Below are 25922 nucleotides of genomic sequence, written 5' to 3' on the forward strand. Positions count from 1 at the left end.
GCGCCAAATGGCAGCGCCAGCAGGCTGCACGGCGCTAATTGCACACTCTGCCGCCAATTTTTCAGGTAGCCTCCCGCCGCCTGGAGGCTACCTGAAAAATAAACAGCCGTTATCCAACACATCCACCAGCCAATCATCCAACAACATGGCCAAAATCCACTTCTTCAGCGCCGGATACTGCACCCACCCCGCCTGCGTGGCGGTGCGCGGGGCGGGCTGGCGCGCCTGCGAGTTTCCCGCGCGCGTGTTCCTATTCGAAGTGCGCGGCCGCTTCTGGCTGTGGGACACGGGCTATGCCAACCATTTTTTCGATGCCGCGCGCGGCGTATACCGGCTCTACCGCTGGGTAACGCCCGTGTATTTTTCGCCCGAGCAGGGCATGGCGGCGCAGTTGGCCGCCCAAGGGCTGCGCGCCCGCGATTTGAGCGGCATCATCCTCTCGCATTTTCATGGCGACCACATCGCCGGCTTGAAAGATTTTCCCGCCGTGCCGCTGATTGCCTCGGGCGAAGGCTGGGCGAAAATCCGCCGCCTGCGCGGCCTGCCCGCCCTGCTCAAAGGCTTCCTGCCCGATTTAATGCCGCAGGATGTGGAAAGCCGCCTGCTGGCCGCCGAAGCCTTTGCCGTGCAGAGGCTACCTGAAAACTTGAAACCGTTTGAACGCGGCTGGGCGCTGCCCGAAAGCGGCGGCGAAATCGTGCTGCTGCCGCTGCCCGGCCACGCGGCCGGCCACTTGGGCGCCTTTGTGCACACCGAGCGCGGCTGGGTGCTGCTGGCCGCCGATGCCGCCTGGTCGCAACGCAATTTCCGCGCAGGCCGCCCGCCCGCCGCCGTGAGCCGCCTGATTATGGACGATGCCGCCGCCTTCCAAAACACGTTAAACCAGCTCGCCGCGCTTAGTCCGCAAATCCCCGTGTACCTCAGCCACGAGCTGGAAGAGGCTACCTGAAAACAATGTTGCAACGCAGTTCAAACGCAGCTTGGCGGCGTTTTGCCCAGCCTACATGGCAGCGGAAAGTTTCAGGTAGCCTTCCTGCGCAAAAGGCTACCTGAAAAAGTATTGCCAAGCAGTTAAACCGATTAAAAGCAAAGCAACTATTCTGTTTTCAGGTAGCCCCCAACGCCATAAGGCTACCTGAAAACGAACGCAGTGAGTTTCTGCGAAACTAAAAATCCCAACCCATCCCGAAAGCCCGCCATGCGCCTGCTGCCCCTGCTCACCGCCTACCACCGCGCCCGCCGCCTGCGTTTCACCAGCCGCCCCGCCTTGGAGCAATACCAACAGCAACAGCTGCAACGCTTCTTCGCGCGCACCCTCAGCCGCAGCCCCTATTTCTCGGGCTACCTGAAAAAGCCGTTCGCCCAATGGCCGCAGATGGATAAGGCGCTGATGATGCAGGAATTCAGCCGCATGAATACCGCCGGCCTAAACCGCGAGGCAGCCATGGCGCTCGCTTTGCAGGCCGAGCAGAGCCGCGATTTTTCGCCCACGGTAAACGGCATCAGCATCGGCCTGTCTTCTGGCACGTCGGGCATGCGCGGGCTGTTTGCCGTGTCGCCGCGCGAACAGGCGGTGTGGGCTGGCATTATGTTGGCCAAAATGCTGCCGAACGGCCTTTTGAGCGGCGAGCGTGTGGCGCTGTTTCTGCGTGCCGGCAGCAATCTTTATCAGGCGGTGAGAACGCCCTGCCTGTCGTTTGCCTATTATGATTTGTTCCGCCCGTTTGCCGATTTGCTGGCCGAGGCCGAGCGCCAGCAGCCCACCATCGTGGTGGCGCCGGCGCAGGTGTTGGCGGCCTTGGCGGAGGCGGTGCGGGCAGGGCGGCTGAAACTGGCACCGAAGAAGGTGGTGTCGGCGGCGGAAGTGTTGGGCGCGGCGGAGCGCGAGTTTATCCGCAGCGTGTTTCCCAATCTGCACGAGGTATACCAAGCCACCGAAGGCTTCCTCGCCGCCACCTGCGCACACGGGCGGCTGCATCTGAACGAAGAATTCGTCTATTTCGAACGCGAATGGCTGGATGATGAACGCTTTGTGCCCGTTATCACCGATTTCACGCGACAAACCCAGCCCATCGTGCGCTACCGACTGAACGACGTGCTGGCAGTGAGCCCCGAGCCCTGCCCCTGCGGCAGCGCCTGCACCGTATTGAGCCGCATCGAAGGTCGCTGCGACGGCGCGCTGGTGTTCGGGCGGAAAACCCTGTTTGCCGATGCCGTATCGCGCGCCATCGCCCAAATCCTGCCGTGGAATGTCGATTACCGCCTCACCCAAGAGCGGCACATCCTGACCCTTCAGGCCGCCCTCTCTGCCGGGCAGTGGCAAGCGTTTACCGCCCACCTCAATGCTTTTCTCGCCGCCCAAGGCGTGCCCGCAGCCGCTCTGGAATGGCGGCTGGATGCCCGCACGCCGGAGCAGGATTTCACCAAAAAGCGGCGGCGGATTGTGTGTGTGGAAGCGGGTTAAGGCCGAAGATCTGGAATTTGGCGCGCCAACCGGTCTCCAGGCAGGGGGTGAACGAAAAAAGCTGCAGAAAGCGGCTTTTTTGCTGCCCGGAAGGGGGATACCAAGAAATATTGAAGGAGTGTGGTGTGTATGGCAGTAAAATTGCTTGCTACAGGGATACCTGTCTTGGTTTTTCTTTGTGGGAAAACGGGTTATAATAGAAACTACCAGATAAAGTGAATTCTATTGTTTTTCTTGCGGCGATAGAATTTACCAATGATAGGAAAGCGTTACTTATCTACTCAAGCAATGGAATGACAGAAATGAAAACTCCTAATCTACAAAAACATTTCAAGCCAACCATATTGGCAGCGGCCATTTTCGGCTTCGGCTTCAGCTTCACCACTCAAGCGGCAACCGTGCCTATCAGCAATATTCCTCTATCGGGCGTAACCATCAAGCACGGCCCGAACATTACCCTCACGCCATCCGTAGAGCACCCGACAGCCGGTGCGGCTTATTCTAATAACGAATTTATAGATGACGGATATCCTACCTTAATAATTGGTAGCAGTCAGGCAGAACGGCAAAACCAATGGAAGCGTTATTATCTCGGTTATTTCGATAATACCAAGTGCTATACGTTTAAAGAGTATGGCAGTACTAACGGATATTTTGAGGTTTCTTCAAGAGCCAGCACTGATGCTGCAGGCAATGTGGGTTTGTGCCCCGGTAATACTGACGAATATAGTGGCAACTTCCTAAACTGGGCCACGATGTCTGCCGTGGATATTTTCCGCTATTCTCTAACTGGCGGTAACCGGGCGCGCGGTATGGGCAATGATCCAACTAACTATGAGGCCGGCGATACGACTAGCAGTACATTCCTACGCCGAGCTTATGTGAATCCGCGTCAACAGCAGAACGGTCAGCAACACTTTCGCTTGCGCTTAAGAGCGATTCATATTGCTTCTCCAACCGCTGCAAACTTTATGTTCCTGAAAAGGATTATTCCTGCCAGCATGGTGGACTCTTTTGCCACTACCTCGGATGCGGTTGGTTTGCCTAGGGCGTTGGGTTTCCGCTACTATGCTTCCCCCATCCCTGGTAAACCTTCTTTGCAATCTCCTCAGCAGCAGCCTCAAGTGGCAGCCAGTGAGAAAATCGGCAGACCTAACAAGATCTTCTTTGTGAACGAAAGTTTCTTTGTTACGCCGGTGCGTATGAACCGTGATGGCGCGTTGATGTATCAAGACCGCGATATAATTAATCCCCTCATTGCTCCAGGAGCAACTAAATCCATTGTTAATGTGGCAAAAAACGCCTCTCTTGGTAAAGACAACCTGACGAATTTTTGGCTTCCGGTGGTGGTGAAGGCTTGTGATCCTGGTACTTCCGGCGCATCTAGCTTGCCATCTAACTGCCGTCAATACGGTAGCGTGTACAAACCGGAAGGATTGATGCAGAAGTATGGCCGTGGCTCCGGACCGGATAGCCGCCCTGCGCGTTTCTCCGTTTTTGGCTATCAATTGGCACATACTAATGATGTGAGCGGCGGCGTGTTGCGTGCTCGTATGAAATATCTGGATCGTACGCAAACGGAAAACAATATTACTTATGGTCGGGAGTGGGATGAAAGAACCGGTGTGTTAGCGGTAAATCCAGATAGCGATGATGCTAAACAAACAGGGGTTACCAATAGCGGTGCGATTAACTATATCAATAAATTTGGGGATGCTGGCAATTATAAAGGCTACGATACTGCCGCCGAGCTGTTTTATACCGCTCAGCGCTATCTGCGCCATAAAGGGATGCCTGCCTATTATGAGCAGACTCAGCGTCAATTCGGTATTAATCCTCGTTCAGCCGATGGATTTCCGATGATTTACAACTGGGATGATCCTCTCACTCGCGGCTTGGCTTCTCCAGATGAGGCGCAATGCCGATCTAATACCATGATTCTGATTGGCGATACCTTTACCCACGATGAAAAAGATTTGCCCAATTTTATTCCCAGCAGCGGTGTAAAAGACGATCCTGAAATTAAAACGCAAGAAATTTTATCGAAAATTTTGGATCAGGAGAGATTTAAAGGACTTGGCGGTTCAACATGGGATTGGTCTCGCGGTTCTGGCGGTAAGAATAGGATTCCCTATTCTCCAGCCGGTATTGTTGCTCTGGCCTATTGGGGTAGAACTCAAGATATCCGAACAGATATTACAGGTAATCAACATATCAATACTTTCATGATTGATGTGCTGGAAAACGGTAAAGGCCGTTTTGAGCAGAATGATGAGAACTCAATCGGTAATGCTTATTATTGGGCAGCAAAATATGGCGGTTTTAACTATGCACCTGATGATCCTAAAAATCCTGTTGTGATGCCGAATGACTCTCGCGGCAGTTGGACTGCTGATGCGCCAGGAGTCAGCAGCTCACCGATATTGTTCCCTGAAGGGATGCCGAGAAACTTCGCCTTAGGTAACAGCCCGGAAAATATGATGCAGGCTTTGGAAGATGCATTTAAAAAAGCCAATGAATATACTGATCCATCCCAAGCATTTGTGGGAGTAACTGAGCATCAGAATGAAACGCTGAAAATCGGTAACTCACTTGGTTTGCAGTCTTCTTATAACGTGGATGAACTGTCGGGCGATGTGATTACACAGAGAATCGGCTTGCAAGGGAATGGCTTAACTTTTACTCCTGCATGGCGTGCTTCTTCTAAGTTAGAAGTATTCCATACAGCCACAGGTTGGGGCTCCCGCAAGTTGTTTACCGAAAGTACCAGTGGCAGTACTGTACAGTTTACTCCCGGAAATGCAGCAGCTTTCTCTAGCGCGATGAATGCCGGCGCTTCTGCTAATAGCCTGATTCAGTACACATTGGGTGATCCGAGCTTAGAAGGCTCTGCTTGGCGCAAACGCGAGAGAGGCTTGCTGGGCACCATCATCAATTCCGGTGTGCAGCCTATCTTGCCGCCGCAGCAGAAACCTAATGGTTGTGAATACGCCAATAGGAATATCACCGTTCGTCCCAACTTCTATGCCACGGCCTCCAATGCTGGTGTGTTGCATATCTTGAATCAGGATGGCGGTGAAGTGATGGGCTATATCCCGTCTACTGCGTTGCCAAAACTGTATAGCTTGTCGTTGCGTACAGATAACCCGCAGCATCAGTATTTGAATGATGGTACGCCGGTTACAGGCGAAGTTTGCTTCGGCAACACGGCAAAATCCATCGTGGTGGGCTCGGCAGGCCGTGGTGGTGCTTCGGTGTATGCCTTGGATGTTACCGATTTGAGTAACCCCAGCGCGTCTAATGTGCTATGGGAATTCTCAAATGCCGATGATCCCGATTTGGGCTTAACCGTTGGCAAACCGACTATTGCCAAAGATAAAGACAACAATCCGATTGTGATCTTTAGCAGCGGTGTAAACAGCAATTCCAACAGCGGCTACCTGTATATTTTGCGCGCCGATAATAATAGTGGTGTTTGGCAGCTTAATCGCAACTACTGGAAAGTGCCGTTGGGTCAGGAAGGTGTGGGTGAACCTACAATCTATGACCAAAATGGCGACGATATTCCGGAAGCCGTGTTTGTTGGCGATTTGAGCGGCAAAATGTGGCGAGTGAACTATGATGCCACTAGTAGCACTTGGGCTAAGGCTTATAACAACCAGCCCCTGTACACCCCCAGCGGCACAGGCTCACCGATTACGGCTGCTCCGACAGTGGTGCAAACCGGTGGTCACCTGTATGTGATTGCGGGTACCGGCCAGTATTTCTCACTGAATGACGTTGCGCCGGGCGTGCAGAACTATGCGCTGGGCCTCTTCGCCGAACAAGGGCCGATTAGCGATAACGATTTGTTGGGGCAGAGCATTGGTAGCAGTGAAGATGTTGATGCTATTTATTCAACCAACAAAAACCTGCAGCAGAAACTTTATCAGATTACTCGGAATGCCTTACAGAGCCACCATAAAGGCTGGCGCTTGAAACTGCTTTCAGGTCAGGCCATTGTGTCTCAGCCTGGTGTGAGGGCGAACCGTGTGGCTACCTTTACGGCAGTACGCAGCCTTCCGAATAGCACCAATGTGTGTAAAGCAAACGGTGCCACGGCATTGATTGCAGTGGATCTGCAAACTGGTGGTCAGTACAATCTGCCGGCATTCGATACCAACAAAGACGGCCGCTTTGATGGCGCCGATAAATTGGGCGGTATGCTGGAAGTGGGTGGTATCATGGCTCCGGTTGGTACTGCTAAAGAGGCTGTAGTGGCTGGCCAACGCAGTATCCGTAATATCCTTGCTGGTGATACTGGTCTTATGGAGGCACCGACCAACACCTTTGAAACTGCCCTCATCCGCCGCATCTCTTGGCGTGAGATTTTCGACTAATTCTGCTTCGCCAAATGCAAAGCCGTCTGAATGTTCAGACGGCTTTTTTGTGGACAGCCGGATGATGGGTGCTTGCTGCCGTTGCCTAAGTCATACCCAACACGCTATAGCAAATGAACTTAACTTTCGCTAAAGCGTTAGCTCTCCTTGCCAGACTACTGTATCGTTTGCCGCTCGCCGCTTGGTATTGAAAGCGTGTTCATTCGCTATAAAGGGCTACCTGAAAAATTCCACTCGAAAAACCAGCAATGAAACCATTGCCCCCTTGCTATAATCCCACCCCATCACACATCTCGCTTCAAGAAACGGATTTTTCATGCTCCCCCTGCTCACCGCCGCCGACAACGCCGAATGGCTCGACAACCTTGGCGAAAGCGGCAAATCGCATCTGCTCGCCTTATTTTCGCGCGAAGAATTCGGGCTGAACCAGCTGCTCGGCAGCCTTTCCGGCACGCGCGGCTGGCTGGATTTCGCGCTGGCCGTTGGCATTTTGCTCGGCACCTATTTCCTGGCCGGCAAGCTGCTGGCCAAACTGCCGGACGACGACGGCAAAACCTATCTGCTGCGCCACATCTGGCGGCGCACTTGCTGGCCGCTGCTGATGCTGCTGGCCGGTGCGGCGGCCTTGGTGGCGTGGTACGGGCTGCTCGGCGCCACAGCGGTGTGGCTGCGGCTTCTGGTGATGGCGGCACGCTGGATGCTGCTGATTCGCGTGGTGCTGGCGGTGTTCCATTCGGCCATTCCGGCCAACCGCTTTTCCTCGCGCATGGAGTCTTCGCTGGCCGCCGCGCTGTGGGGCGCCTTCCTGCTGTGGGCTTCCGGCATCGACGACATCATTATTGCCTGGCTGCGCGGCCTGCAATTTTCGGCGGGCTCGGCGCGGCTCTCGCTCTATACCGTGCTCACCGGCCTGCTGTGGGTGGGGGTGATGGTGGTGGGCGCCATGTGGCTGTCGCGCTATATCGACACACGCCTGAAAGGCAGCAAACGGCTCGACCCCAACCTGCAAATCATGCTTTCCAAGCTGGCGCGCACGATATTGCTGATTTTGTCGGTGCTGATTGCGCTGCCGCTGGTGGGGATCGATTTAACCGTGCTTTCCGTATTCGGCGGCGCATTCGGCGTGGGCTTGGGCTTCGGTTTGCAGAAAATCGCCAGCAATTATGTGTCCGGATTCATCATTTTGGGCGACCGCTCGGTGCGCCCCGGCGACCGGCTCACGGTAAACAACTTCACCGGCTATGTTACGCAAATCACCGCCCGCTTCGTGGTGTTGCGCAGCGCCGGCGGGCAGGAAGCGCTGATTCCGAACGAAACCTTCATCACTTCCGCAGTGATCAACGAATCTTACACCGGCAAATCGCTGTGGCAGAGCCTGGATGTTCAGGTAGCCTACCACACCGATTTGGCGCAGGCTTTGCAGATTTTGCAGGAAGCCGCCGCCGCGCAGGACAGGGTGAAAACCGACCCGCCGCCCAAAGCCTATCTGATTGATTTTGCCGACAACGGCATCAACCTGCGCCTCGGCTTCTGGGTGCGCGACCCGGAAAACGGCTTCCTCGGCCTCAATTCCGCCATCTTGCTCACCGTGTGGCAGCGTTTCAACGAAGAAGGCATCGAATTCCCCTTCCCGCAGCGCGAAGTGCGCATACTGAACCAAGAGCTCTCGCCCGATGCCGCCGCCCTGCTCAAAGCCGGCTACCGCGCGCAGGGCGACACCGCCTCCGACGAAGTGGCCGGCAGCAGCGCGGAGCCGCCGCGATGAGCCCCGCCTACAAACGCCCCGAATCCGTGCTCGTGGTGCTGCACGACGGCTGCGGCCAAGCCCTTCTGCTCGAGCGCGTATCCCCGCCCGGCTTCTGGCAATCCGTCACCGGCAGCCTCGAAGCAGGCGAAACCCCCTTTGCCACCGCCCTGCGCGAAGTGGCCGAAGAAACCGGCATCCACCTCGCCCCCGAAGCCCTCACCGACTGGCACACCCAAAACGAATACGAAATCTACGAACACTGGCGCCACCGCTACGCCCCCGGCGTTACCCGCAACACCGAGCACGTTTTCTCCGCCGTGATTCCCCGCCGCCCCGTGCGCACCGCCCCCGCCGAACACCGCGCCCAGCGCTGGCTGCCGCTGGCCGAAGCCGCACAGCTCGCCTTTTCCCCCTCCAACCGCGAAGCACTGTTGCGCCTGGCCGCCGAAACCGAAAGCAGGCTACCTGAAAAATTGACGGCATCCCCCGCTTTAAGCCATGATACGGCCAACAAATAAACGAGCGATTACCATGGACACCCTGCTGCAAGAAGTTACCCAAAAGCTGGCCGAACGCGGCGAAACCATCACCTGCGCCGAATCCTGCACCGGCGGCCAGCTTGCCGCCGAGCTCACCCGCCTGCCCGGCAGCTCCGCCTGGTTTGAAACCGGCTTCATTACCTACAGCAACCACGCCAAACAGCAGCTGTTGAACGTGAACGCCGCCACCCTCAGCCACTACGGCGCCGTGAGCGAAGAAACCGTGCGCGAAATGGCGCTGGGCGCGCTCATCGCCACCAAGGCCGACTACGCCCTGAGCATTTCCGGCATCGCCGGCCCCGACGGCGGCAGCGAAGGCAAGCCCGTGGGCACGGTGTGGTTCGGCCTGGCTACCAAGCAGCGCATTTGGGCGAAAGAACAGCGTTTCCAGGGCGACCGCGCCGCCGTGCGCGCCCAGGCCGTGCGTTTTGCGCTGATGCTGATGAAGCGGTATTTGGAACGCTAGTTTCCCGCTAACGAAATCGAAATAAAAGGCTACCTGAAAACGGGTTGACACGGTTTTCAGGTAGCCTTTTTGTTGCCGCAGATTTTTGCGCAACGGCGTTGCCATACCTGCCTGCGGTTTGCCGAACTCTTCTGTGGGAAAGGGATAAGGTTTCAGGTAGCCTCAGCCGGGGATGGAGGCTACCTGAAAATATAGCGAACCAACTTAACTTTCGCTACGGCGTTAGCTCGCCTTGCCGTACTTCTGTACTGTCTGCGGCTCGCTGCCTGGTATCAAAAGCCAATTTGATTCGCTATAGGGCTGCGGTAAGTCGGGTTGAGGTGGTTTTACGGCGGGGGCGTATCCTGGGGCGGGTGGTGCAGGAAGATGCCTTGTTCGGTGATGGTCCAGAGGGCGGCGTCGCTGCCCATGGTTTTGAGGGCGTTGTTGGTCCAGGTGTTGCAGGTGTAGAAGAGGCTGTAGCTGCCGGTGGCTTCGTAGAAGGCGTCGTGATCGCCGTATACCAGATGAGTGGGGATGGGGCGGGTGCGGCCGTTGTGCCATTGCAGGCTTTGGCGGATGTAGGAAACGAGGCGGCGGTATTGGGGGCGGCTGATGCGGATGGGGGCGCAGCGGGTGCAGCCTTCGAGGCTGTGCAGGTAGGTGGCGTGGACGGCGTTGCTGGAGAGGCCGGTGGCGGCTTTGAGGGCGGTGCCGGGGCGGAGGTCGGCCCAGGTGGGGGTGGTGAGGTAGAAGTTTTTGTCGCCGAGGCCGATGGCGAGCCAGGGGGCGTATTCTCGGCTGCGGGTGTGCTCGGCGGGGAACACGGCCCGCCAGTCGGCTTCGCTGCTTACGGCGGGGACGACGATGTCGGTGTGCACGCCGTTGGAGAGCAGCCAAACGGTGATTTCGGGCTCGCCTTCTGCGCGGCCGGGGCTTTTGATGTGAGGCAGCAGCCAAACGGCGGTGCCGTAGAGCAGGAGCAGGGCGGCGAGGCTGAGAAGGCTGCGGCGGATGAGTCGGATGAGGCGGCGGAGTGTGGGCATGGCGGAATGTGAGGCTACCTGAAAACGGAGCTTCCGAAGGAAGCGGAGTTTCTGCGAAGCTAAAACGGCGCGTTCGGAGGAAGGATGCGGCGTTGTTTTGGCGAAACTCGCTGCGCTCGTTTTCAGGTAGCCTGTGGGTTGGCTAAGGGTTGGGGGTATAGTGTTCCAATAGGTGTTCGACTTCGGTGGGGTGGGTGAGGGTGCGCAGTTCGGCGAAGAGCTGTTCGGCCTGGAGGTGGTGGGGTTTCATCATGCCGAGCCATTGTTTGAGGCGGGCGACGGGGTAGGGGGTGTCGCCAGCTTCTTGACGGCAGAGCTGGAAGAATTGGCGCATCCAAACGAGGTAGTCGGCAAAAGGGGCGGGATCGGGCGGGAGGCCTTGGTTGTGGCGGGCGATTTGGCGGCCGAGGTCGGGGGTGATGACGGCGCCGCGCCCGAGCATGACGCTTTGGCAGCCGCTGCTTTGCCGGATGGCGAGGTAGTCGGCCAGGCTGAATACATCGCCGTTGGCAATCACGGGGATGGATACGGCTTGGCGGATGCGGGCGATTTGCGGCCAGTGTGCGGGTGGGCGGTAGCCTTGGGTTTTGGTGCGGGCGTGCACGGCGAGGGCGGCGGCTCCGCCTTGGGCGATGGCTTGGGCGCATTCGATGGCGAGGTGGTCGCTGTCGTAGCCGAGGCGCATTTTGGCGGTGAGGGGGATGTTTTCAGGTAGCCTTTGGCGCACGGCGGAGACGATTTGGCGGATGCGTTCGGGCTCGCGCAGGAGGATGGCGCCGCCTTGGTGTTTGTTTACGGTGGGGGCGGGGCAGCCGAAGTTGAGGTCGATTTTGCGGGCGCCGGCGGCTGCGGCGGCGCAGGCGTTGGCGGCCATGTTTTCCGGGTCGCTGCCGAGGAGCTGGAGGGTGCAGGGGGTGCCGGCGGGAGTGCGGCAGCCGTGGTCGATTTCGGGCATGTGGCGCCGCCAGGTGGCGCGGGAGTGGAGGGTGTGGGTGATGCGCACAAATTCGGTAACGCATTCGCTGTAGCCGCCGATGCGGGTGAGGAGGTGGCGCATAACGGGGTCGAGCAGGCCCTGCATGGGGGCGAGGATGAGGTGCATAGTGAAGGAGGCGGCGTGCAAAACGGGGATTTTACCGCGTTGGGCGGGGTTGCCGGATATTTTTTCAGGCGAGCCGGATGGCTTGAAACAGCTTCCCTTTTTCAGGTAGCCTGTTATGCGACAGTGAGGCTACCTGAAAAGGGTGCTCACTATTTTTCAGGTAGCCTAAACCGCGCAAACGGTCTAAACTTCCCCTCCCGCTCATTTCTTTCCCATCCATCATGCCCGAACTGCCCGAAGTTGAAACCACCCGCCGCGGCATCCAGCCCTATATGCAGGGCAAAACCGTGGCCGAAGTGGTGGTGCGCCAGCCCAAGCTGCGCTGGCCGGTGCCGCCCGATTTGGCGCAGCAGCTTGCCGGCAGCCGCATTGTGCACATCCGCCGCCGCGCCAAGTATTTGCTATTTGAGTTTGCCCACGGCGTGATGCTGCTGCATCTGGGCATGTCGGGCAGTCTGCGCGTGTATCCGGATGGCAGCGCGCCGCCGCCGGAAAAACACGACCACCTCGACATCATCACCGCCGACCACACCGTGCTGCGCCTGCGCGACCCGCGCCGTTTCGGCGCCGTGCTGTGGTTTGCCGGCGCCGCCGAGCAACACCCGCTGTTGCAGCACCTGGGCCCCGAGCCGCTGCAAGACGAATTCACCGCAGGCTACCTGAAAACCGCGCTCTCGCGCCGCAAAAGCGCTGTGAAAACCGCGCTGATGGACAACAAAATCGTGGTGGGCGTAGGCAATATTTATGCCAACGAAGCGCTGTTTGCCGCCGGCATCCTGCCCACGCGCCGCGCCGACCGCGTTTCCGCCGAGGAGTGCCGCCGCCTGGTGGCCGAAATCCGCAGCGTGTTGCAACGGGCGCTGGAAGCCGGCGGCAGCAGCCTGCGCGATTTCCTGCACAGCGACGGCCAAAGCGGCTATTTCCAGCAGCAATATAATGTGTACGGCCGCGAAGGCGAGCCCTGCCGGGCGTGCGGCACGCCGATTGCGCGGCAGGTGCTCGGCCAGCGCAGCAGTTTTTATTGCCCGCAGTGCCAGCACTGAAATGTTTTCAGGTAGCCTGATTTTTCAGGTAGCCTTTTGCCACTTCCCACACCAATAATGATGAACACACAACCCACTTCCCTCTTCACCCGCCTCTTCCGCCTGCTGCACCTGTTGTGCTGGTTTTTCATTACCGCCGTGAGCCTGTTTCGCCTGCGCGAATACAACCAGAACAGCAAAGACGTGATGCAGCGGCTCGCGCGCAGCATGCTGAAAGTGCTGCACATCCGCATTGAAGCCAACCCGGCCAACCCGCCGTTTCCGCCCGTGTTCCTCGGCGCGGCCAACCACGTTTCCTGGCTCGACCCGATGATTTTGATGGCCATGTATCCCACCGTGTTTATCGCCAAGCGCGAAATCCGCTCCTGGCCGATTATCGGCGCGGTGGTGGCGCGCACCGGCGCGGTGTTTATCAACCGCAACAGCCGCAACGACGTGGCGCCGGTAAGCGAAGCCATCGTGCGCTCGCTCACGGCGGGGCACAGCGTGTCGTTCTTCCCCGAAGCCAAAGCCTCGGAAGGCACGGGCACCCTGCCGTTTAAGGCCGCGCTGTTCCAATCTGCGCTCGATAGCGGCCTGCCCGCCGTGGCCGTGGCGCTGCGCTATTGCGATGCGGCGGGCAAACGCAGCATCGGTCCCGCTTATGCGGGCAACACCAGCCTCTTCACTTCGCTGTGGCGCATCGTATCCATGCCCGAAATCATCGTGCGCGCCGACTGCTCCGCGCCGCTCGCGCTCACCGCCGAAGAAGCCGCCGACCCCTCCGCCCGCTTCCTGCTCAAGGATAAGGCCGAGGCTTTTGTGGGCGGGGTGGTGAACGGGGGCGATTGAGGCGTTTGGGTTTCGCTCGCGTTCAGGTTTTCAGGTAGCTTCTGGGGCTACCTGAAAAATTTTCGGCAGGCCAGGTATGGATGCACGGCCTGCAAGCGGTTTGCAAGGAAGTGCAAACGGCCTGCTCGCGGCACGGCAAAAGGCTACCTGAAAATTTTGGCTTCGCAGGAATCCGCGTTGCTCATTTCAGGTAGCCTTTTTATCGGCCGATCACGCTTGGCAGGCTAACGTTTGGGCACGGCTTGCAGCAAGACGCGGTTGGCGCTGTCGAGCAGCTCCAGCCGGCCGTTGGCGAGGCGGTAGGCGGCCACGTTGGGCAGCACGTTTTCGGCAAGCCGGCGCTCTTGCAGGTGGATGGCTTGCGGGCAGCCCATCAGGGTGGTGAAGGCCGGGCCGAAGCTCAAGGAGTGGCCTTGTTGTTGGTAGCTGCCGCCCAAGGTGTTGCAGCCGACGTTGGCGTTGAAGCGTTGGGCTTCGGGGTTGAAGCGCAGCAGGCTGCGGGGGGCGGGGCGGGTTTGGCCGATGCGGGTGATGCGCCATTGGCCGGCCAGCGGCGGCTGTTCGGCCTGCGCGGCGGGCGGGGCGGAGGACGCGGGCGCGTTGGCTGCGGAATCGGCGGGGTGCGCGGCGCAGGCGGCGAGCAGGAGGGCGGCGAGGTAAATCGGTTTCATGGTGTATCTCCTTTCGGGTGAACAAAAAACACGGTTTGAAGCCCGGGCAAGCTTTTGGTTTGCCCGGGGGTAATCGTTGGATGTGTGCGTGTCGGTTGGTCAGCGTTTGGTGAACACCAGATCCCACACGCCGTGGCCGAGGCGTTTGCCGCGGGCTTCGAATTTAGTTTCGGGGCGGTAGGCGGGGGTGGGGGCGTAGGTTTCGGCGGTGTTTTGCAGCTCGGGGAAGCTGCCGAGCACTTCGAGCATTTGGGCGGCATATTCTTCCCAATCGGTTGCCAGGTGGAGATAGCCGCCGCTTTGGAGCTTGGGCAGCAGTTTGGCCACGAAGGGGGGCTGGATGAGGCGGCGTTTGTGGTGGCGTTTTTTGTGCCAGGGGTCGGGGAAGAAGATGTGGATGCCGGCCAGGCTGCCTTCGGCCAGCATGGTTTCCACCACTTCCACGGCGTCATGCCGCATCACGCGGATGTTGGTGATGCCCTGCTCGGCGATGAGTTTGCACAAATTGCCCACGCCTGGGCCGTGCACGTCGATGGCGAGGAAGTCTTTTTCAGGTAGCCTTTGGGCGATTTCGGCGGTGGCGGTGCCCATGCCGAAGCCGATTTCGAGAATTTTGGGGGCTGCGCGGCCGAAGGCGGCGTTTAAATTGAGGGGCGCGTTTTGGAAGTCGAGGCCGAAGCGCGGCCAGTTTTCGTCGATGGCGCGCTGTTGGGCGGGGGTCATGTGGCCTTGGCGCAGCACGAAGGATTTGATGCTGCGCGGGTGTGCTTGCTGGGGATTGGAGGTGCTCATATTCGGTGCGGGCGTGAAAATAGTACTATATTGCCAGCATCGGGCGGGGCGCTCAAGTTTCGGCGGCGGCAAGGCGAACACAGCGGCGGTGCTTTGTGCGATAATCCGCCCGATTTATTCACACTTCAGATATTAGGGAATGATTATGGCAGAAGCAAAGAGCAAGGCAGATAAAGACCTGTCGCCGGCAGAATCCAAGGCCAAGGCGCTGGCTGCGGCGCTGGCGCAGATTGAAAAGAATTTCGGCAAAGGCGCCATCATGAAGATGGACGGCAGCCACCAGGATGAAAACTTGGAAGTGGTGTCCACCGGCTCGCTGGGCGTGGATTTGGCGCTGGGCGTGGGCGGGTTGCCGCGCGGGCGCATTGTGGAAATCTTCGGGCCGGAGTCTTCCGGCAAAACCACGCTGTGTTTGGAAACCATCGCGCAGTGCCAGAAAAACGGCGGCGTGTGCGCCTTCATCGATGCGGAAAACGCCTTCGACCCGATTTACGCGCGCAAGCTGGGCGTGAAGGTGGAAGAGCTGATGGTGTCGCAGCCGGACACGGGCGAGCAGGCGCTGGAAATCTGCGATATGCTGGTGCGCTCCGGCGGCGTGGACATGGTGGTGATCGATTCCGTGGCGGCGCTGGTGCCCAAGGCGGAAATCGAAGGCGAAATGGGCGACAGCCACGTGGGCCTGCAAGCCCGCCTGATGAGCCAGGCCTTGCGCAAGCTCACCGGCCACATTAAGAAAACCAACACTTTGGTGGTGTTCATCAACCAAATCCGCATGAAGATCGGCGTGATGTTCGGCAGCCCGGAAACCACCACCGGCGGCAACGCGCTCAAGTTCTATGCCTCCGTGCGCCTCGACATCCGCCGCATCGGCCAGATTAAGAAGGGCGACGACATCCTGGGCAACGAAACCCGCGTGAAAGTGATTAAAAACAAGGTTGCCCCGCCGTTCCGCCAGGCCGAGTTCGATATTCTCTACGGTGAGGGCGTGAGCCGCGAAGGCGAGCTGATCGACTGGGGTGACAAAATCGGCATCATCAAAAAATCCGGCGCATGGTATAGCTACAACGGCGACAAAATCGGCCAAGGCAAAGACAACGTGCGCGTGTGGCTGAAGGAAAACCCCGAAGTGGCCGCCGAAATCGAAGCGAAAATCCGCCAGGAAGTCGGCATCAATATCGAAATCACCGAAGGTCAGCGCGACGAAACCGACGGCGAGCAGCCCGAAGAGTAAGCGCGTGATAAAGGCTACCTGAAAATGCTTGGCACAAGGTTTTCAGGTAGCCTTTTGTGTGATTTTTCAGGTAGCCTTCAATTTTTCAGGTAGCCTTCCTCCTATCCCCACATTCCCAAACACCATGATCACCCTGCAACAATTCCGCAAACAAGCCGCCGCCGGCTACAACCGCATCCCGCTGGTGCAAGAGCTGCTGGCCGATTTGGACACCCCGCTCTCGATCTACCTCAGGCTTGCCAACCGCCCCGTCAGCTACCTGCTCGAATCCGTGGTGGGCGGCGAGCGTTTCGGCCGCTATTCCTTTATCGGCCTGCCCTGCCGCACCTATCTGAAAGCCAGCGGCCGCCATGTGGATGTGTATGAAAACGGCCGGATTGTCGAACAACACGACGGCAACCCGCTGCCCTTCATCGAGCAGTTTCACGCCCGCTACCAAGTGCCCGAAATCCCCGGCCTGCCGCGCTTTATCGGCGGCTTGGTGGGCTACTTCGGCTACGAAACCATCTACCACTTCGAGCACATCGCCCACCGCCTCAAACAGCCCGCGAAAGCCGACCCCGTCGGCACGCCCGACATCCTGCTCATGCTCTCCAAAGAGCTCGCCGTGGTAGACAACCTCAGCGGCAAAATCCACCTCATCGTGTATGCCGACCCCGCCGAAGACGAAGCAGGCTACCTGAAAGCCCGCGCGCGGCTGGAAGAATTGCGCGAACAGCTGCGCCAAAGCGTGGCCCTGCCGCTCTCCCTCGGCAGCCTGCCCACCCGGCCGCAGCACGAAACCGGCGAAGCGCGCTATAAAGAATACGTACGCCGCATCCGCCAATATATTTTGGAAGGCGACTGCATGCAGGTGGTGCCCAGCCAGCGCATGAGCCTGCCCTTCGCCGACAAGCCCCTCAGCCTCTACCGCGCCCTGCGCACGCTCAATCCCTCGCCCTATCTGTTTTACTACGACTTCGGCGATTTCCACGTGGTCGGCTCCTCGCCCGAAATCCTCGTGCGGCGCGAGCAAAACAGCGTTACCGTGCGCCCCATCGCCGGCACCCGCCTGCGCGGCGCCACCCCCGCCGAAGACGCCGCCCACGCCGCCGAGCTTTTGGCCGACGAAAAAGAAACCGCCGAACACGTCATGCTCATCGACCTCGGCCGCAACGACGTGGGGCGCATCAGCCAAACCGGCAGCGTGAAAGTAACCGACAAAATGGTGATCGAGCGCTATTCGCACGTGATGCACATCGTGTCCAACGTGGAAGGCGAGCTCAAGCCCGGCGTGGGCAATATGGAAATCCTCGCCGCCACCTTCCCAGCCGGCACGCTTTCCGGCGCCCCCAAAATGCGCGCGCTGGAAATCATCGAAGAGCTCGAGCCCGCCAAACGCTGCATCTACGGCGGCGCCGTGGGCAACTGGAGCTTCAATCAAGACATGGACTTGGCCATCGCCATCCGCACCGCCGTGATTAAAAACGGCACGCTCTACGTGCAAAGCGGCGGCGGCATCGTGGCCGATTCCGAAGAAGACGCCGAGTGGCAGGAAACGCAAAACAAAGCCCGCGCCGTATTGCACGCCGCCGAGATGGTGCAGCAGGGGCTGGACGGATAGCGGCAGAAAGGCTACCTGAAAAATAGTTTTCAGGTAGCCTTAAAAATAGGGCGGGCAAACAAAAACCCTTCGTTTCGCAACGAAGGGTTTTCTCAATTTGGCGGAAGCGGTGAGATGGAGTTAGCATTTTAACATAATGATTTATATATATTTTCATGCAATTAAATATTGAAGTACCATAAAAAATACCATGAAAATTCATCTTTGTCCGTGCAGAAATTCATCACGCATCCGGATAACATCAGCCTGATTATACAGGTTGTCGCGGCCTAACTGAATCGGCGCGGGAATTTTCCCTTGGCGGCGATAACGCCAGATTGTCGGGGTGCTTGGTGGTTTCTTGCCGGGTATTGTCCAAAGTTTTTTTACTTCTGGCAACGGAATATATCCATCCATTTTAAATCTCCAATCAAATAATAATCTTGATGATGGACTGCTCGCCGTCCACTTCTTCCAGCCCGTCTAATTCGCGCAAGCCTTGCATAGCTACTTCGTACAATATCCGGCTAAGGTTCTCACGGGTTACGCCTTCGCTCGTTATCCTTGCTTCGCGGATTTCGTATTCCGGCTTGTCGTGTATCTTCAGCCAAATCTCGAAGCGGTATTTGCGCGGTTTGTCAAAGATGCGCTTGCGTTTCACGGGGTCGGCAAAGTCGCCGAACATCTCTGCCGCTTCCTGGAATTCGGGGTAGGTATCCGCACCCACCAAAGGGAAGGTGCAGTAGCCGCGATAGGGTTTAGACGGTTTCTTTTTTCTGTTCCGCCCCATTCACGTTCTCCCGTATCCATGCTTTAGCGGAAATACACGCATCATGTAACTCAAGCAGGGTTGCCCGCGTTACGATAAATGGGTCGTCAGGTTGGCTGAATACCCACAACCCCAGGTCATTCGCGTGTAGAGCAGGGGATTTCTGAGTACACTCGGCATCCACCCAGGCGAACGGTGTGCCAAACCACTGGAACTGGGCAATATCTTCCCATTCGGCTTTCACTTTTTCGTGAAGCTGTTTGCGAGTCAGTCTCTCCATTTCAATCTCCAAAGTTAAACCATTATTTTTTCTGGCAACGGAATGATTTGCCACATCGGTCGCCACAGATGCAAACAGTATGGATGTAGGCTCACATGGTTTTCTGCCGCCACATGTAGCTGCATTACCACTTCATCATCATTCCAAAATTTACGTTTTACGTAGTCCATTTCTTCCCAAGTTGGGCAACGATGTGGAAGGCTTACACTAACATGTTCCCACCCCAGACCAACTCCTACCATTACGTTCAATACTTCACGTTTTTTGCCTTTGATGTACGGCAAATGGAATAAACCGTTTCTATCTCCTTTCTTGGATAACCAAGGTGCTCTTTGCACTCTGTACTTTTCCGGATATTCTGATCGCATTTTTTCTCCAAAATCAAAACCGCCCGAAGGCGGCCTAGTGAATCAATATCTCCAACGTGGCTTTACTTGGGATAAATAACACGCCCAAAATAGACAGGGCATACATCAATCTATAGCGGAATTTCAGCCCGGGGATGGTATGAAATTTAATCATGTGCACCGCGTAGTACACAGACCAAAACAAAAAGACGGCATTGGCTATGCCGTCTATGGCGTGGATAATATCAATGAGCCATAATTTCATTCCACATCTCCTCTACAGATTGCGTTCAATACATCGGCGTGGGCTTGGGCGGCTTCACGGGACAGATGAATGAATCCTGCTTCGAGAGCATCCATGTCTTGCTTAGTGCTTGCCCATACGCAGCGTTTTGCCTCAAATGCATCGGTACGCTGAATAACCATGTAGAATTTGTCCATTTCGGATAATCCACGACTGACGGGTCTCGGGAACTCATGCCGCCCTACACGGGTTACTTGTGGCTTGCGGCGGTATCCTACATCTGGGTGCCAGTCTGGATTCTCGGTCAAATCCTCCCAGTCTTGCACCCATTCATCGCCTATTTTGGTTTTCGATTCCGAAGTTTCCCACCGCTCCCACGGAGTATCCGTTTCGGCGGCATCTTGTGCGTATTGCAGCATCAATGCTGCGTGTTTATGTGCTGTCATTTTCAGACCCCTTGTTCAATACTTTCAATTTCTACGGGAACATTCATCAATGTTGCCATTTCAATAGCCGAAACCACATCGTTTTGTTCCAATTTAGACAAATACGAATCCCCTTCAACATTAACGTGTCGCAGGGTTGCAATTACATCATTACGACTTACTTGTATGCGAACATAAGTTCCTGCGTATTTGCTGAAATCAACAGCGATTGTCCCAAAATGAAATAGTGCCATTTTTACACGGCCTCCGTATGAGCCATCAATACGCAGAGAAGATGGTTATAATCCCCGCTGGTACATTCATTTAAAACCTTTTTGATTTCTTCGCGTTCCCAACCTTGGCGGCGGGCATTCTTTTGAAATTTGCCCATCAACGCAAAAGCGTCGCCGTCCAATCCGACAAGATTAATTGATACCCGCATCGGCTGGCTGAATAAGTTTTCCATGATTCAATCTCCAAAATTAAAGCCGCATTACGCGGCGGGGTTTGTGGTGGGCGGGGCGGGGAACGGTTGCCAATGCGTGATTCCGTCAGTACGGCATACTCCTAACCACATCCTTCTGTCTACGCTGTAATAGGCAGTAACGATTCGCATGTAGAAAGAACTGAAGGTTAAATATCTTTTGCTGCTTTCAGGCAGCCTATCCTTCACACTTATCCATTCGGATTGCTCTGCATGGCTTTTCGCGGCGCACCATGCGGTAAACATATCTTCTGTGTAGAAATTGCAATAACGTCCAATTTCGGATTTATTAAGAGGCAATTGTATGCCGCATATGTTCTCGTAGAACCATCCTTCAAACGCGTTGCGCTCTTGTTCGATTCTTTCGGGGGTCATTGCACATCTTCCTCTTTCACAAACACGCCGTCTTTCATCACGCCGCGCCGGTCTTTGATTTCGTCATAGGCTTGGGCGATGCAGTCCTCAATTTTCAGGCCGTTCTGGGCGGCAAGGATGGTGAGCACCACCGCGCAATCGCCGATGCTGTCGGCGATACGGCGGCGCGGGCGGCCACGGGAAATATCGGCGGCCAGTTCGCCGGTCTCTTCTACGAGCTTGGCCAGCTGTCGGAAACTGTCGCTGCCTGCGATAAGGTTGCGGGCTTCTGCCCATTCGCGGATTTGGGTAAATGTTTTCATGGTTGCTCCTTATGCAACGAATAAATCGCCCTGTTTGGATGCGTTGGCTAAATTCTGCACAGCTTGATTGAAATAGCTTTCTTTCAATTCCGCGCCGATAAACCTGCGCCCCATCTCTAAGGCTACAAAGCCTTCTGAACCAATGCCGACAAATGGGGATAGCACGATATCGCCGGGGTTTGTCCATAAGTCCACGCCCCTGCGGATTACGTCTAATTGCAGTGGGCAGATATGCCTTTCATCGTCATGCTCTCTTGCGCTGCGATATTGCAGCGTGTCAGATGGGTCAATGTCCATCCATATCGGGCTGGCGACTTTTTGCCATTTATCCACGGGGTATTGTTCTGGGTTGTGGATGACTTTATCGGTGATGTCGCCGGGGGTGCGCATGGTAATCAGATAATCAGGGATGCCTTGGCGGCACATGCTGGCATTCGTGCGCACGGTTTTATGCAGCAGCCCGAGTGCTTTAGTGCGCTGCATGGCGGTAACGGGGTCTTTCCAGATGACGACTTCGCTGGCATAGATAAAGCCGTGCTGTTGGAAGCAGCGGATTAACTCGCCTCGGAAGTCTTTCAACCCGATATAGCCATCCCGCTCCTTGCTGGTGGGGAGCTGCATGCAGTGGAATGACACGTTTCTGCCCGGCTTCATCACCCGCGCCAGCTCGGCTACGAGGTAGGAAAAATGCTCGAAGAACTCGGCATCGCTGCGGCAGTTGCCCATATCGCGCGGGCTGTTGCTGTAGGTGTAGAGGCTGGCAAACGGGGGGCTGAAAATCGAATAGTCGATGGATTGGCTCGGCAGCCCGCTGACTACCTCTACGCAGTCGCCGTTGTACAAGCTCCAGTTATCGCCTGATTGTTGTTTGATGATGTCCATGTTTGGTTCTCGCTGATTAACCAGCCCGGCAGCCGCATGGCTTCGTTGCGCTGGTATGGATTAAAAATTCGTTGTTGCCCGATGACGGATTCTTTCACCGCCTCTCCGGTGGCGGCTGAAAGCTCGTCTGCCATAGCTTTGGCATCGCGCTCTTTGCGCTTGATGTTGGCTACCACGCTGCCTTCTTCTTCGCTGGCGATGATGTGGACAAATACCTCTTTGCTTTGCCCAAAACGCCAACAGCGGCGCACGGATTGATAATAGGCTTCGTAGCTGTCGGTTACGCCGACAAATGCCATATTGCGGCAATGCTGCCAGTTCATGCCGAATCCGAAGATGCTGCCTTTGGATAACAGCACTTGGGTTTCGCCAAGCCGCCATGACTGCTCTAATTCCAGCCGCTCTTCTAGGTCGGTGCTGCCGCGAATCGATGCCACGCTGATACCGGCTTGCTGGAAAGCATCCTCAAGCGCGTCTTGCTCGGCGTTGAGGTCGCACCAAACCAGCCATTTTTCGCTCGATTCGGACACGAGCCGGACGCACTCGACTACGCGCTGGGTAATCGAACGGCGGCGGGCATCCCGCCTATCCTGCATTTCGGTGGCTTCCACCGGGAATAAAAAGCCACGCTCGTTGGCGTGGTCAATATCGGATACGGCTTGGGCTTTAACTTCAAACTGGCCGATAACGGCTTCGAGGGTGTCGGCGGCTTCTGTTTCGTTGTCGAAGTGGGCATCGAGAACGGCGCGGATGTCGTCGGCGCATTGGTAGAGGGTTACTTGCATGGGGTTCTCCAAGTAAAAAGCCACGTGGATATCCGAGCAGTTCGGCCAGCTGATCGGCGCGGAAGTATGGCGCCGGCAGACGTATGCCCGCTTTCTGGATGCCGCCAACTTCGCGCAAGGCAACCCGCAGGCCGACCCGGCGCAGGAAATCGTGAGCAAGTATCTGGTGGAGCGGATGGTGTCGCTTACCGCCGAATCGGCGCAGTTCGAGCTGGCCGCTCCTTCGGAAGCGGACGGGGCGGTGATTCCGGCGCGGCTGATGCTGCACGATTACTGCCCGTTTGCTTATCGCGGCGAGGCCTGCGGCTACAAGGGCAAGCCGGTGGCCGACCGCTTCAATATGCCCACTTCCGACCCGCTGAAGGACGAATGCAGCCACCAGCTTCTCGGCTGCCAGGCGCGGCACGGCGCGGATGCGGCGCTGCCGTTCGGCGGCTTTGTGGGGGTGGATAAAACCTTGAGCGCATGATTAGCACGGGTAGCTGCAAGGCTTTATAGATAGATGCTTTTCTTTTGTCTTGTTTGCTAAGAACAAAGCCACAAAAGACACGATCATGGCGAGCATAACGTGTGGCGGCTGGTTTGGGTCATTCAATCTCGCTTCAAACTCGGTGCTTCCATCTTTACGGAAGAAGGTAATGCCGATGTCTGGGTCATGCCGCCATTCCGGCATAAGCGAAAATAACTGTTCTTTGATTTTAGCCACCAGTTCGGCATCAATCTCGGTGACGGATTGGTTATGCGCAAAGCGGTTTCTGATTCTGGCAACGTTGTGGAACAGCTCGGATACTGCATTCGGCAAGCCGAGGTTTACGGCAATTTTGCGTTTGGCGGCAAAGATGGTTGAGGTGTTAGCAAAAAAATTGGCACGGTTACAGGCGGCATAAATCCATGCTTCGATGATTTGCTCCGCTGCTAAATGGGTACGTAAAACCGAGCCAATCACATCAAGGGTGCTTAATGCCGACTTGACCAATTCCATCCTTTCTATGGATGTGACCGGAAGATGCTCTATAAACATTTCAAAATTGAACGGCGAGGCAGTCATAATGATTAAATCCTTGAATATTATTCTGAATAACCAAACTGGAAATCTGATGCTGATGCTGGAGTCAGAACAGGGCGAAGCGGTATTTTATTACGATAAAAACGGCTGCAAAACCACGGTGGCGGGCAATCTTGATTTGGCACGCCTGCTGCCAAGCAACATCGGTTTTACCATTACCGGGGACGGGAAGGCTGCCTGATATGAAACTGACTAAAAACGTGCAGGCGGAGATTTTGGCGCACGCAGAAAAAGAAGCGCCGCGCGAATGCTGCGGCCTGGTGCTGCAGGCCGGGCGGAAACAACTGTACCGGCGCTGCGGCAACGCGGCGGCCGAGCCGACCGAGCGCTTTGAAATTTCAGGGGCTGATTGGCTTTGTGCCTTGGATGTAGGTAAGGTCATCGCCATCGTGCATTCGCACCCGCAGGGCGAGCCGTGGTTGTCGGGTGCCGACCGGCAGGCGCAGGCGGAATTCGGCCTGCCGTGGGTGTTGGCGGTGTCGGGCAGCCTGAAAGTGTTTGAACCCGTGCCGCACCTGCGCGGGCGGGTGTTTGATTACGGGCGCGCCGACTGCTACAGCCTGCTGGCGGATGCCTACCATCTGGCGGGGATTGACCTGCCGTCAGTGCGGCGCGGCCAAATCGACGACGACGCGGCGCAGGGGCGCTTCTTGGCGCTGGCCGAAGCGGCGGGGTTTTACCGGGTGCGCGATTTACAGCCGGGCGATGTGGTATTGACCGAATTCGACGGGCTGGCTTCGCATGTGCTGCTGTATTTGGGCAACGGCGAAATGCTGCACCATGCTTTCGGCCAATTAAGCCGCCGTGATGGCTACGGGCCTTATTGGCAACGGCACACGCACAGTATTTGGCGGCACCGGCAATGGCGGCCTGAGATGTTGCAGGCGGTGCTGAATGATTTGGCGTGTCGTGGTTAGCATGTGCTAGAATGCGGCACATGAAAATTATCCAGCCACAAACTATTGCTTCCGATTTAAGCAAGGAGTTAGATGCAGCCTATTATGTTTCGCATCTAAAACCTTTTAAGCTCGCGCGTCTGACAGATGAAGCGAAGAAATTGTTTAATACATCTGAAGCCTATATTGGTTACGTTACTTTAGGCGCGTTGGCTGTGTTTTACGATAATTTGACAGATGATCAGAAACTATCGGCAGCAGAGAAAAAGTTTGATATTGCCCGGCAATGCCCACATGACGCTTATGTGGTGGATGCGTTTCTTTTTAATTCGCTCGCCAGACTGCATCGGCGTGAACAAGCTTATGCACTAGCGGAACGCCTTTTCAGTTTGGCCGGTGATATGCCGGAACGGTTATATGCCTGCTTCAACCGCAGCTGTTTTACTGGACAGCTGAACCTGATGAGCAGAATTACTGATCGTTTGGAAAGATTAGGGAAAAATGTGAAAGAAGAACGTGAAATAATTATGGCGTTATCTGCATCCGGGGTTGCTGAGGAGCATCTGAGGGGGCTTCTGGTAGAGGCCGGGCGCGTTATGAAGCAATTTAATCTGTTCCATTCCGCCGACAGAATAGATACTGACGATAATATCGCCTACCTAACACTGCTGGCTATTCCTGATTCTGATCCTGAAGCAGTGGCAGATTGCGATATCGCAATCTCGCGCGCCAAAGTGCGCTATGCGCTGGAGCATGACTTGGATTTATCCAAACTGGTTATCGGCTGTGAATTGGCGGGTGCAAATTTATGATACAGGCGCAGGATTTTCTTGATTTCGCCCGCTCCCTGCCACGCAATAACGAGATAGAAGATCGGGTGTGTATCGGCCGCGCATATTACGCGGCCATGCACAAAGCATTGGAGTATGCGGTAAAGGATGGCTACCAATACGACTATAAAGAAGCTGGTAGCACGCATAGCAACCTGATTTTCTATTTTGAACGGCAAGGTGGTGAAGCTTTATTAGTGGTTGCCGACCTACTGAAGAAACTGAAGCGTAAACGCACTCAAGCAGATTACCATTTGGATAAGAATATTTATTCAAATGAGGCAGTACAGGCGTTAAGACGCGCCGAAAGCGTGTTTAATGAATTGAAATAACAGATTTCAACCGATAAAAGCTCCGGGCTCGCG

General features: G+C 56.3%; 33 protein-coding genes. 15 read left to right on the forward strand and 18 right to left on the reverse strand.

The features are described 5' to 3' along the window. The first annotated feature begins 7 nt into the window (after nt 1-7). From A7P95_RS10595 to pncC, 6 genes are all read left to right on the forward strand, one after another. Entirely contained in the window at nt 8-949 is a 942-nt protein-coding gene (locus A7P95_RS10595; RefSeq protein ID WP_245636606.1) for an MBL fold metallo-hydrolase, read from the forward strand. 249 nt (nt 950-1198) lie between these two features. After that, nucleotides 1199-2464: a F390 synthetase-related protein gene (locus tag A7P95_RS10600; protein WP_067595145.1), complete on the forward strand. Its 1266-nt coding sequence runs from the start codon at nt 1199-1201 to the stop codon at nt 2462-2464. A gap of 215 nt (nt 2465-2679) precedes the next feature. Next, nucleotides 2680-6843, forward strand: a complete 4164-nt coding sequence (locus A7P95_RS10605) for a pilus assembly protein (protein WP_156503591.1) — start codon at nt 2680-2682, stop codon at nt 6841-6843. Between the two features lie 316 nt (nt 6844-7159). Next, a complete protein-coding gene (locus A7P95_RS10610; protein WP_082890807.1) occupies nt 7160-8608 on the forward strand; it encodes a mechanosensitive ion channel family protein in 1449 nt (482 codons plus the stop codon). After that, the gene (gene nudB, locus A7P95_RS10615; RefSeq protein ID WP_067595156.1) at nt 8605-9108 is read left to right on the forward strand and encodes a dihydroneopterin triphosphate diphosphatase; all 504 of its coding nucleotides are present in this window, start codon (nt 8605-8607) and stop codon (nt 9106-9108) included. The genes A7P95_RS10610 and nudB overlap by 4 nt, the downstream gene beginning before the upstream one ends. 13 nt (nt 9109-9121) lie before the next feature. Continuing rightward, nucleotides 9122-9595, forward strand: a complete 474-nt coding sequence (gene pncC / locus A7P95_RS10620) for a nicotinamide-nucleotide amidase (protein ID WP_067595157.1) — start codon at nt 9122-9124, stop codon at nt 9593-9595. Nucleotides 9596-9921: 326 nt separating this feature from the next. On the opposite strand, the gene A7P95_RS10625 is transcribed toward pncC, so the two are convergent. From A7P95_RS10625 to A7P95_RS11830, 3 genes are all read right to left on the reverse strand, one after another. Beyond that, nucleotides 9922-10620, reverse strand: a complete 699-nt coding sequence (locus A7P95_RS10625) for a TIGR02117 family protein (RefSeq protein WP_067595158.1) — start codon at nt 10618-10620, stop codon at nt 9922-9924. 142 nt (nt 10621-10762) lie between these two features. Continuing rightward, the gene (locus tag A7P95_RS10630) at nt 10763-11722 is read right to left on the reverse strand and encodes a tRNA dihydrouridine synthase (protein ID WP_067595160.1); all 960 of its coding nucleotides are present in this window, start codon (nt 11720-11722) and stop codon (nt 10763-10765) included. A gap of 64 nt (nt 11723-11786) precedes the next feature. Next, nucleotides 11787-11945, reverse strand: a complete 159-nt coding sequence (locus tag A7P95_RS11830; protein ID WP_156503592.1) for a hypothetical protein — start codon at nt 11943-11945, stop codon at nt 11787-11789. On the opposite strand from A7P95_RS11830, the gene mutM reads away from it, so the two are divergent. Beyond that, nucleotides 11944-12765, forward strand: a complete 822-nt coding sequence (gene mutM / locus A7P95_RS10635; RefSeq protein ID WP_067595163.1) for a bifunctional DNA-formamidopyrimidine glycosylase/DNA-(apurinic or apyrimidinic site) lyase — start codon at nt 11944-11946, stop codon at nt 12763-12765. The two genes, A7P95_RS11830 and mutM, sit on opposite strands and share 2 nt — an antisense overlap. Nucleotides 12766-12822: 57 nt before the next feature. After that, entirely contained in the window at nt 12823-13596 is a 774-nt protein-coding gene (locus A7P95_RS10640) for a 1-acyl-sn-glycerol-3-phosphate acyltransferase (RefSeq protein WP_245636607.1), read from the forward strand. 224 nt (nt 13597-13820) lie between these two features. On the opposite strand, the gene A7P95_RS10645 is transcribed toward A7P95_RS10640, so the two are convergent. After that, nucleotides 13821-14267, reverse strand: coding sequence for an META domain-containing protein (locus A7P95_RS10645; protein WP_067595166.1), 447 nt, complete (start codon nt 14265-14267; stop codon nt 13821-13823). 99 nt (nt 14268-14366) lie between these two features. After that, the gene (trmB, locus tag A7P95_RS10650; protein WP_067595169.1) at nt 14367-15059 is read right to left on the reverse strand and encodes a tRNA (guanosine(46)-N7)-methyltransferase TrmB; all 693 of its coding nucleotides are present in this window, start codon (nt 15057-15059) and stop codon (nt 14367-14369) included. A gap of 145 nt (nt 15060-15204) precedes the next feature. On the opposite strand from trmB, the gene recA reads away from it, so the two are divergent. Continuing rightward, nucleotides 15205-16290: a recombinase RecA gene (recA, locus tag A7P95_RS10655; RefSeq protein WP_067595283.1), complete on the forward strand. Its 1086-nt coding sequence runs from the start codon at nt 15205-15207 to the stop codon at nt 16288-16290. Between the two features lie 124 nt (nt 16291-16414). Then, nucleotides 16415-17893 (forward strand): anthranilate synthase component I, encoded by a 1479-nt coding sequence (trpE, locus tag A7P95_RS10660; RefSeq protein WP_067595171.1) that lies wholly within the window; start codon nt 16415-16417, stop codon nt 17891-17893. A gap of 198 nt (nt 17894-18091) precedes the next feature. On the opposite strand, the gene A7P95_RS11835 is transcribed toward trpE, so the two are convergent. From A7P95_RS11835 to A7P95_RS10705, 12 genes are read right to left on the reverse strand one after another with little or no spacing between them, the layout of a single operon-like run. After that, the gene (locus A7P95_RS11835; RefSeq protein ID WP_156503593.1) at nt 18092-18289 is read right to left on the reverse strand and encodes a MerR family transcriptional regulator; all 198 of its coding nucleotides are present in this window, start codon (nt 18287-18289) and stop codon (nt 18092-18094) included. A gap of 13 nt (nt 18290-18302) precedes the next feature. Next, nucleotides 18303-18662: a hypothetical protein gene (locus A7P95_RS10665; protein ID WP_245636608.1), complete on the reverse strand. Its 360-nt coding sequence runs from the start codon at nt 18660-18662 to the stop codon at nt 18303-18305. Then, nucleotides 18631-18975 (reverse strand): hypothetical protein, encoded by a 345-nt coding sequence (locus A7P95_RS10670; protein ID WP_156503594.1) that lies wholly within the window; start codon nt 18973-18975, stop codon nt 18631-18633. The genes A7P95_RS10665 and A7P95_RS10670 overlap by 32 nt, the downstream gene beginning before the upstream one ends. Beyond that, complete coding sequence (locus A7P95_RS11840) at nt 18936-19289, reverse strand: DUF7694 domain-containing protein (RefSeq protein ID WP_156503595.1); 354 nt, start codon at nt 19287-19289, stop codon at nt 18936-18938. Before A7P95_RS11840 ends, A7P95_RS10670 begins: the two co-directional genes overlap by 40 nt. Before the next feature lie 34 nt (nt 19290-19323). Then, on the reverse strand, nt 19324-19533 hold the full coding sequence (locus tag A7P95_RS10675) for a hypothetical protein (RefSeq protein WP_067595180.1): 210 nt from the start codon (nt 19531-19533) through the stop codon (nt 19324-19326). Continuing rightward, nucleotides 19530-19958, reverse strand: a complete 429-nt coding sequence (locus tag A7P95_RS10680; RefSeq protein ID WP_067595183.1) for a hypothetical protein — start codon at nt 19956-19958, stop codon at nt 19530-19532. Before A7P95_RS10680 ends, A7P95_RS10675 begins: the two co-directional genes overlap by 4 nt. Nucleotides 19959-19960: 2 nt before the next feature. Next, nucleotides 19961-20191: a hypothetical protein gene (locus A7P95_RS11845; protein WP_156503534.1), complete on the reverse strand. Its 231-nt coding sequence runs from the start codon at nt 20189-20191 to the stop codon at nt 19961-19963. A 2-nt stretch (nt 20192-20193) separates the two neighbouring features. After that, the gene (locus tag A7P95_RS10685; RefSeq protein WP_067595186.1) at nt 20194-20403 is read right to left on the reverse strand and encodes a hypothetical protein; all 210 of its coding nucleotides are present in this window, start codon (nt 20401-20403) and stop codon (nt 20194-20196) included. A gap of 27 nt (nt 20404-20430) precedes the next feature. Continuing rightward, the gene (locus A7P95_RS12525; RefSeq protein ID WP_067595189.1) at nt 20431-20796 is read right to left on the reverse strand and encodes a DUF551 domain-containing protein; all 366 of its coding nucleotides are present in this window, start codon (nt 20794-20796) and stop codon (nt 20431-20433) included. Then, nucleotides 20793-21098 (reverse strand): MazG-like family protein, encoded by a 306-nt coding sequence (locus tag A7P95_RS10695; protein WP_067595191.1) that lies wholly within the window; start codon nt 21096-21098, stop codon nt 20793-20795. The genes A7P95_RS12525 and A7P95_RS10695 overlap by 4 nt, the downstream gene beginning before the upstream one ends. A gap of 9 nt (nt 21099-21107) precedes the next feature. Then, nucleotides 21108-21980 (reverse strand): DNA-methyltransferase, encoded by an 873-nt coding sequence (locus A7P95_RS10700; RefSeq protein WP_067595193.1) that lies wholly within the window; start codon nt 21978-21980, stop codon nt 21108-21110. Next, complete coding sequence (locus tag A7P95_RS10705) at nt 21920-22765, reverse strand: helicase-related protein (RefSeq protein ID WP_067595196.1); 846 nt, start codon at nt 22763-22765, stop codon at nt 21920-21922. Before A7P95_RS10705 ends, A7P95_RS10700 begins: the two co-directional genes overlap by 61 nt. A gap of 28 nt (nt 22766-22793) precedes the next feature. Between A7P95_RS10705 and A7P95_RS10710 the strand changes: the two genes are divergently transcribed. Next, nucleotides 22794-23234, forward strand: coding sequence for a phage minor tail protein L (locus A7P95_RS10710; RefSeq protein ID WP_082890808.1), 441 nt, complete (start codon nt 22794-22796; stop codon nt 23232-23234). Here A7P95_RS10710 and A7P95_RS10715 read toward each other — a convergent pair whose 3' ends face one another. Then, nucleotides 23235-23813 carry a hypothetical protein gene (locus A7P95_RS10715; RefSeq protein WP_067595202.1) on the reverse strand — a complete coding sequence of 193 codons (579 nt, stop codon included), beginning with the start codon at nt 23811-23813 and terminating at the stop codon, nt 23235-23237. Between the two features lies 1 nt (nt 23814). On the opposite strand from A7P95_RS10715, the gene A7P95_RS11850 reads away from it, so the two are divergent. The 4 genes from A7P95_RS11850 to A7P95_RS10730 are packed head-to-tail and all read left to right on the forward strand — an operon-like array spanning nt 23815 to nt 25889. Next, the gene (locus A7P95_RS11850) at nt 23815-24012 is read left to right on the forward strand and encodes a hypothetical protein (protein ID WP_156503596.1); all 198 of its coding nucleotides are present in this window, start codon (nt 23815-23817) and stop codon (nt 24010-24012) included. A gap of 1 nt (nt 24013) precedes the next feature. After that, nucleotides 24014-24748: a C40 family peptidase gene (locus tag A7P95_RS10720; RefSeq protein ID WP_245636609.1), complete on the forward strand. Its 735-nt coding sequence runs from the start codon at nt 24014-24016 to the stop codon at nt 24746-24748. Between the two features lie 20 nt (nt 24749-24768). Beyond that, nucleotides 24769-25539 carry a hypothetical protein gene (locus A7P95_RS10725; RefSeq protein WP_067595204.1) on the forward strand — a complete coding sequence of 257 codons (771 nt, stop codon included), beginning with the start codon at nt 24769-24771 and terminating at the stop codon, nt 25537-25539. Next, nucleotides 25536-25889: a hypothetical protein gene (locus tag A7P95_RS10730; RefSeq protein WP_067595207.1), complete on the forward strand. Its 354-nt coding sequence runs from the start codon at nt 25536-25538 to the stop codon at nt 25887-25889. The genes A7P95_RS10725 and A7P95_RS10730 overlap by 4 nt, the downstream gene beginning before the upstream one ends. Nucleotides 25890-25922: the final 33 nt, after the last annotated feature.

This window comes from Eikenella longinqua (genome assembly GCF_001648355.1).
GTDB lineage: Bacteria > Pseudomonadota > Gammaproteobacteria > Burkholderiales > Neisseriaceae > Eikenella > Eikenella longinqua.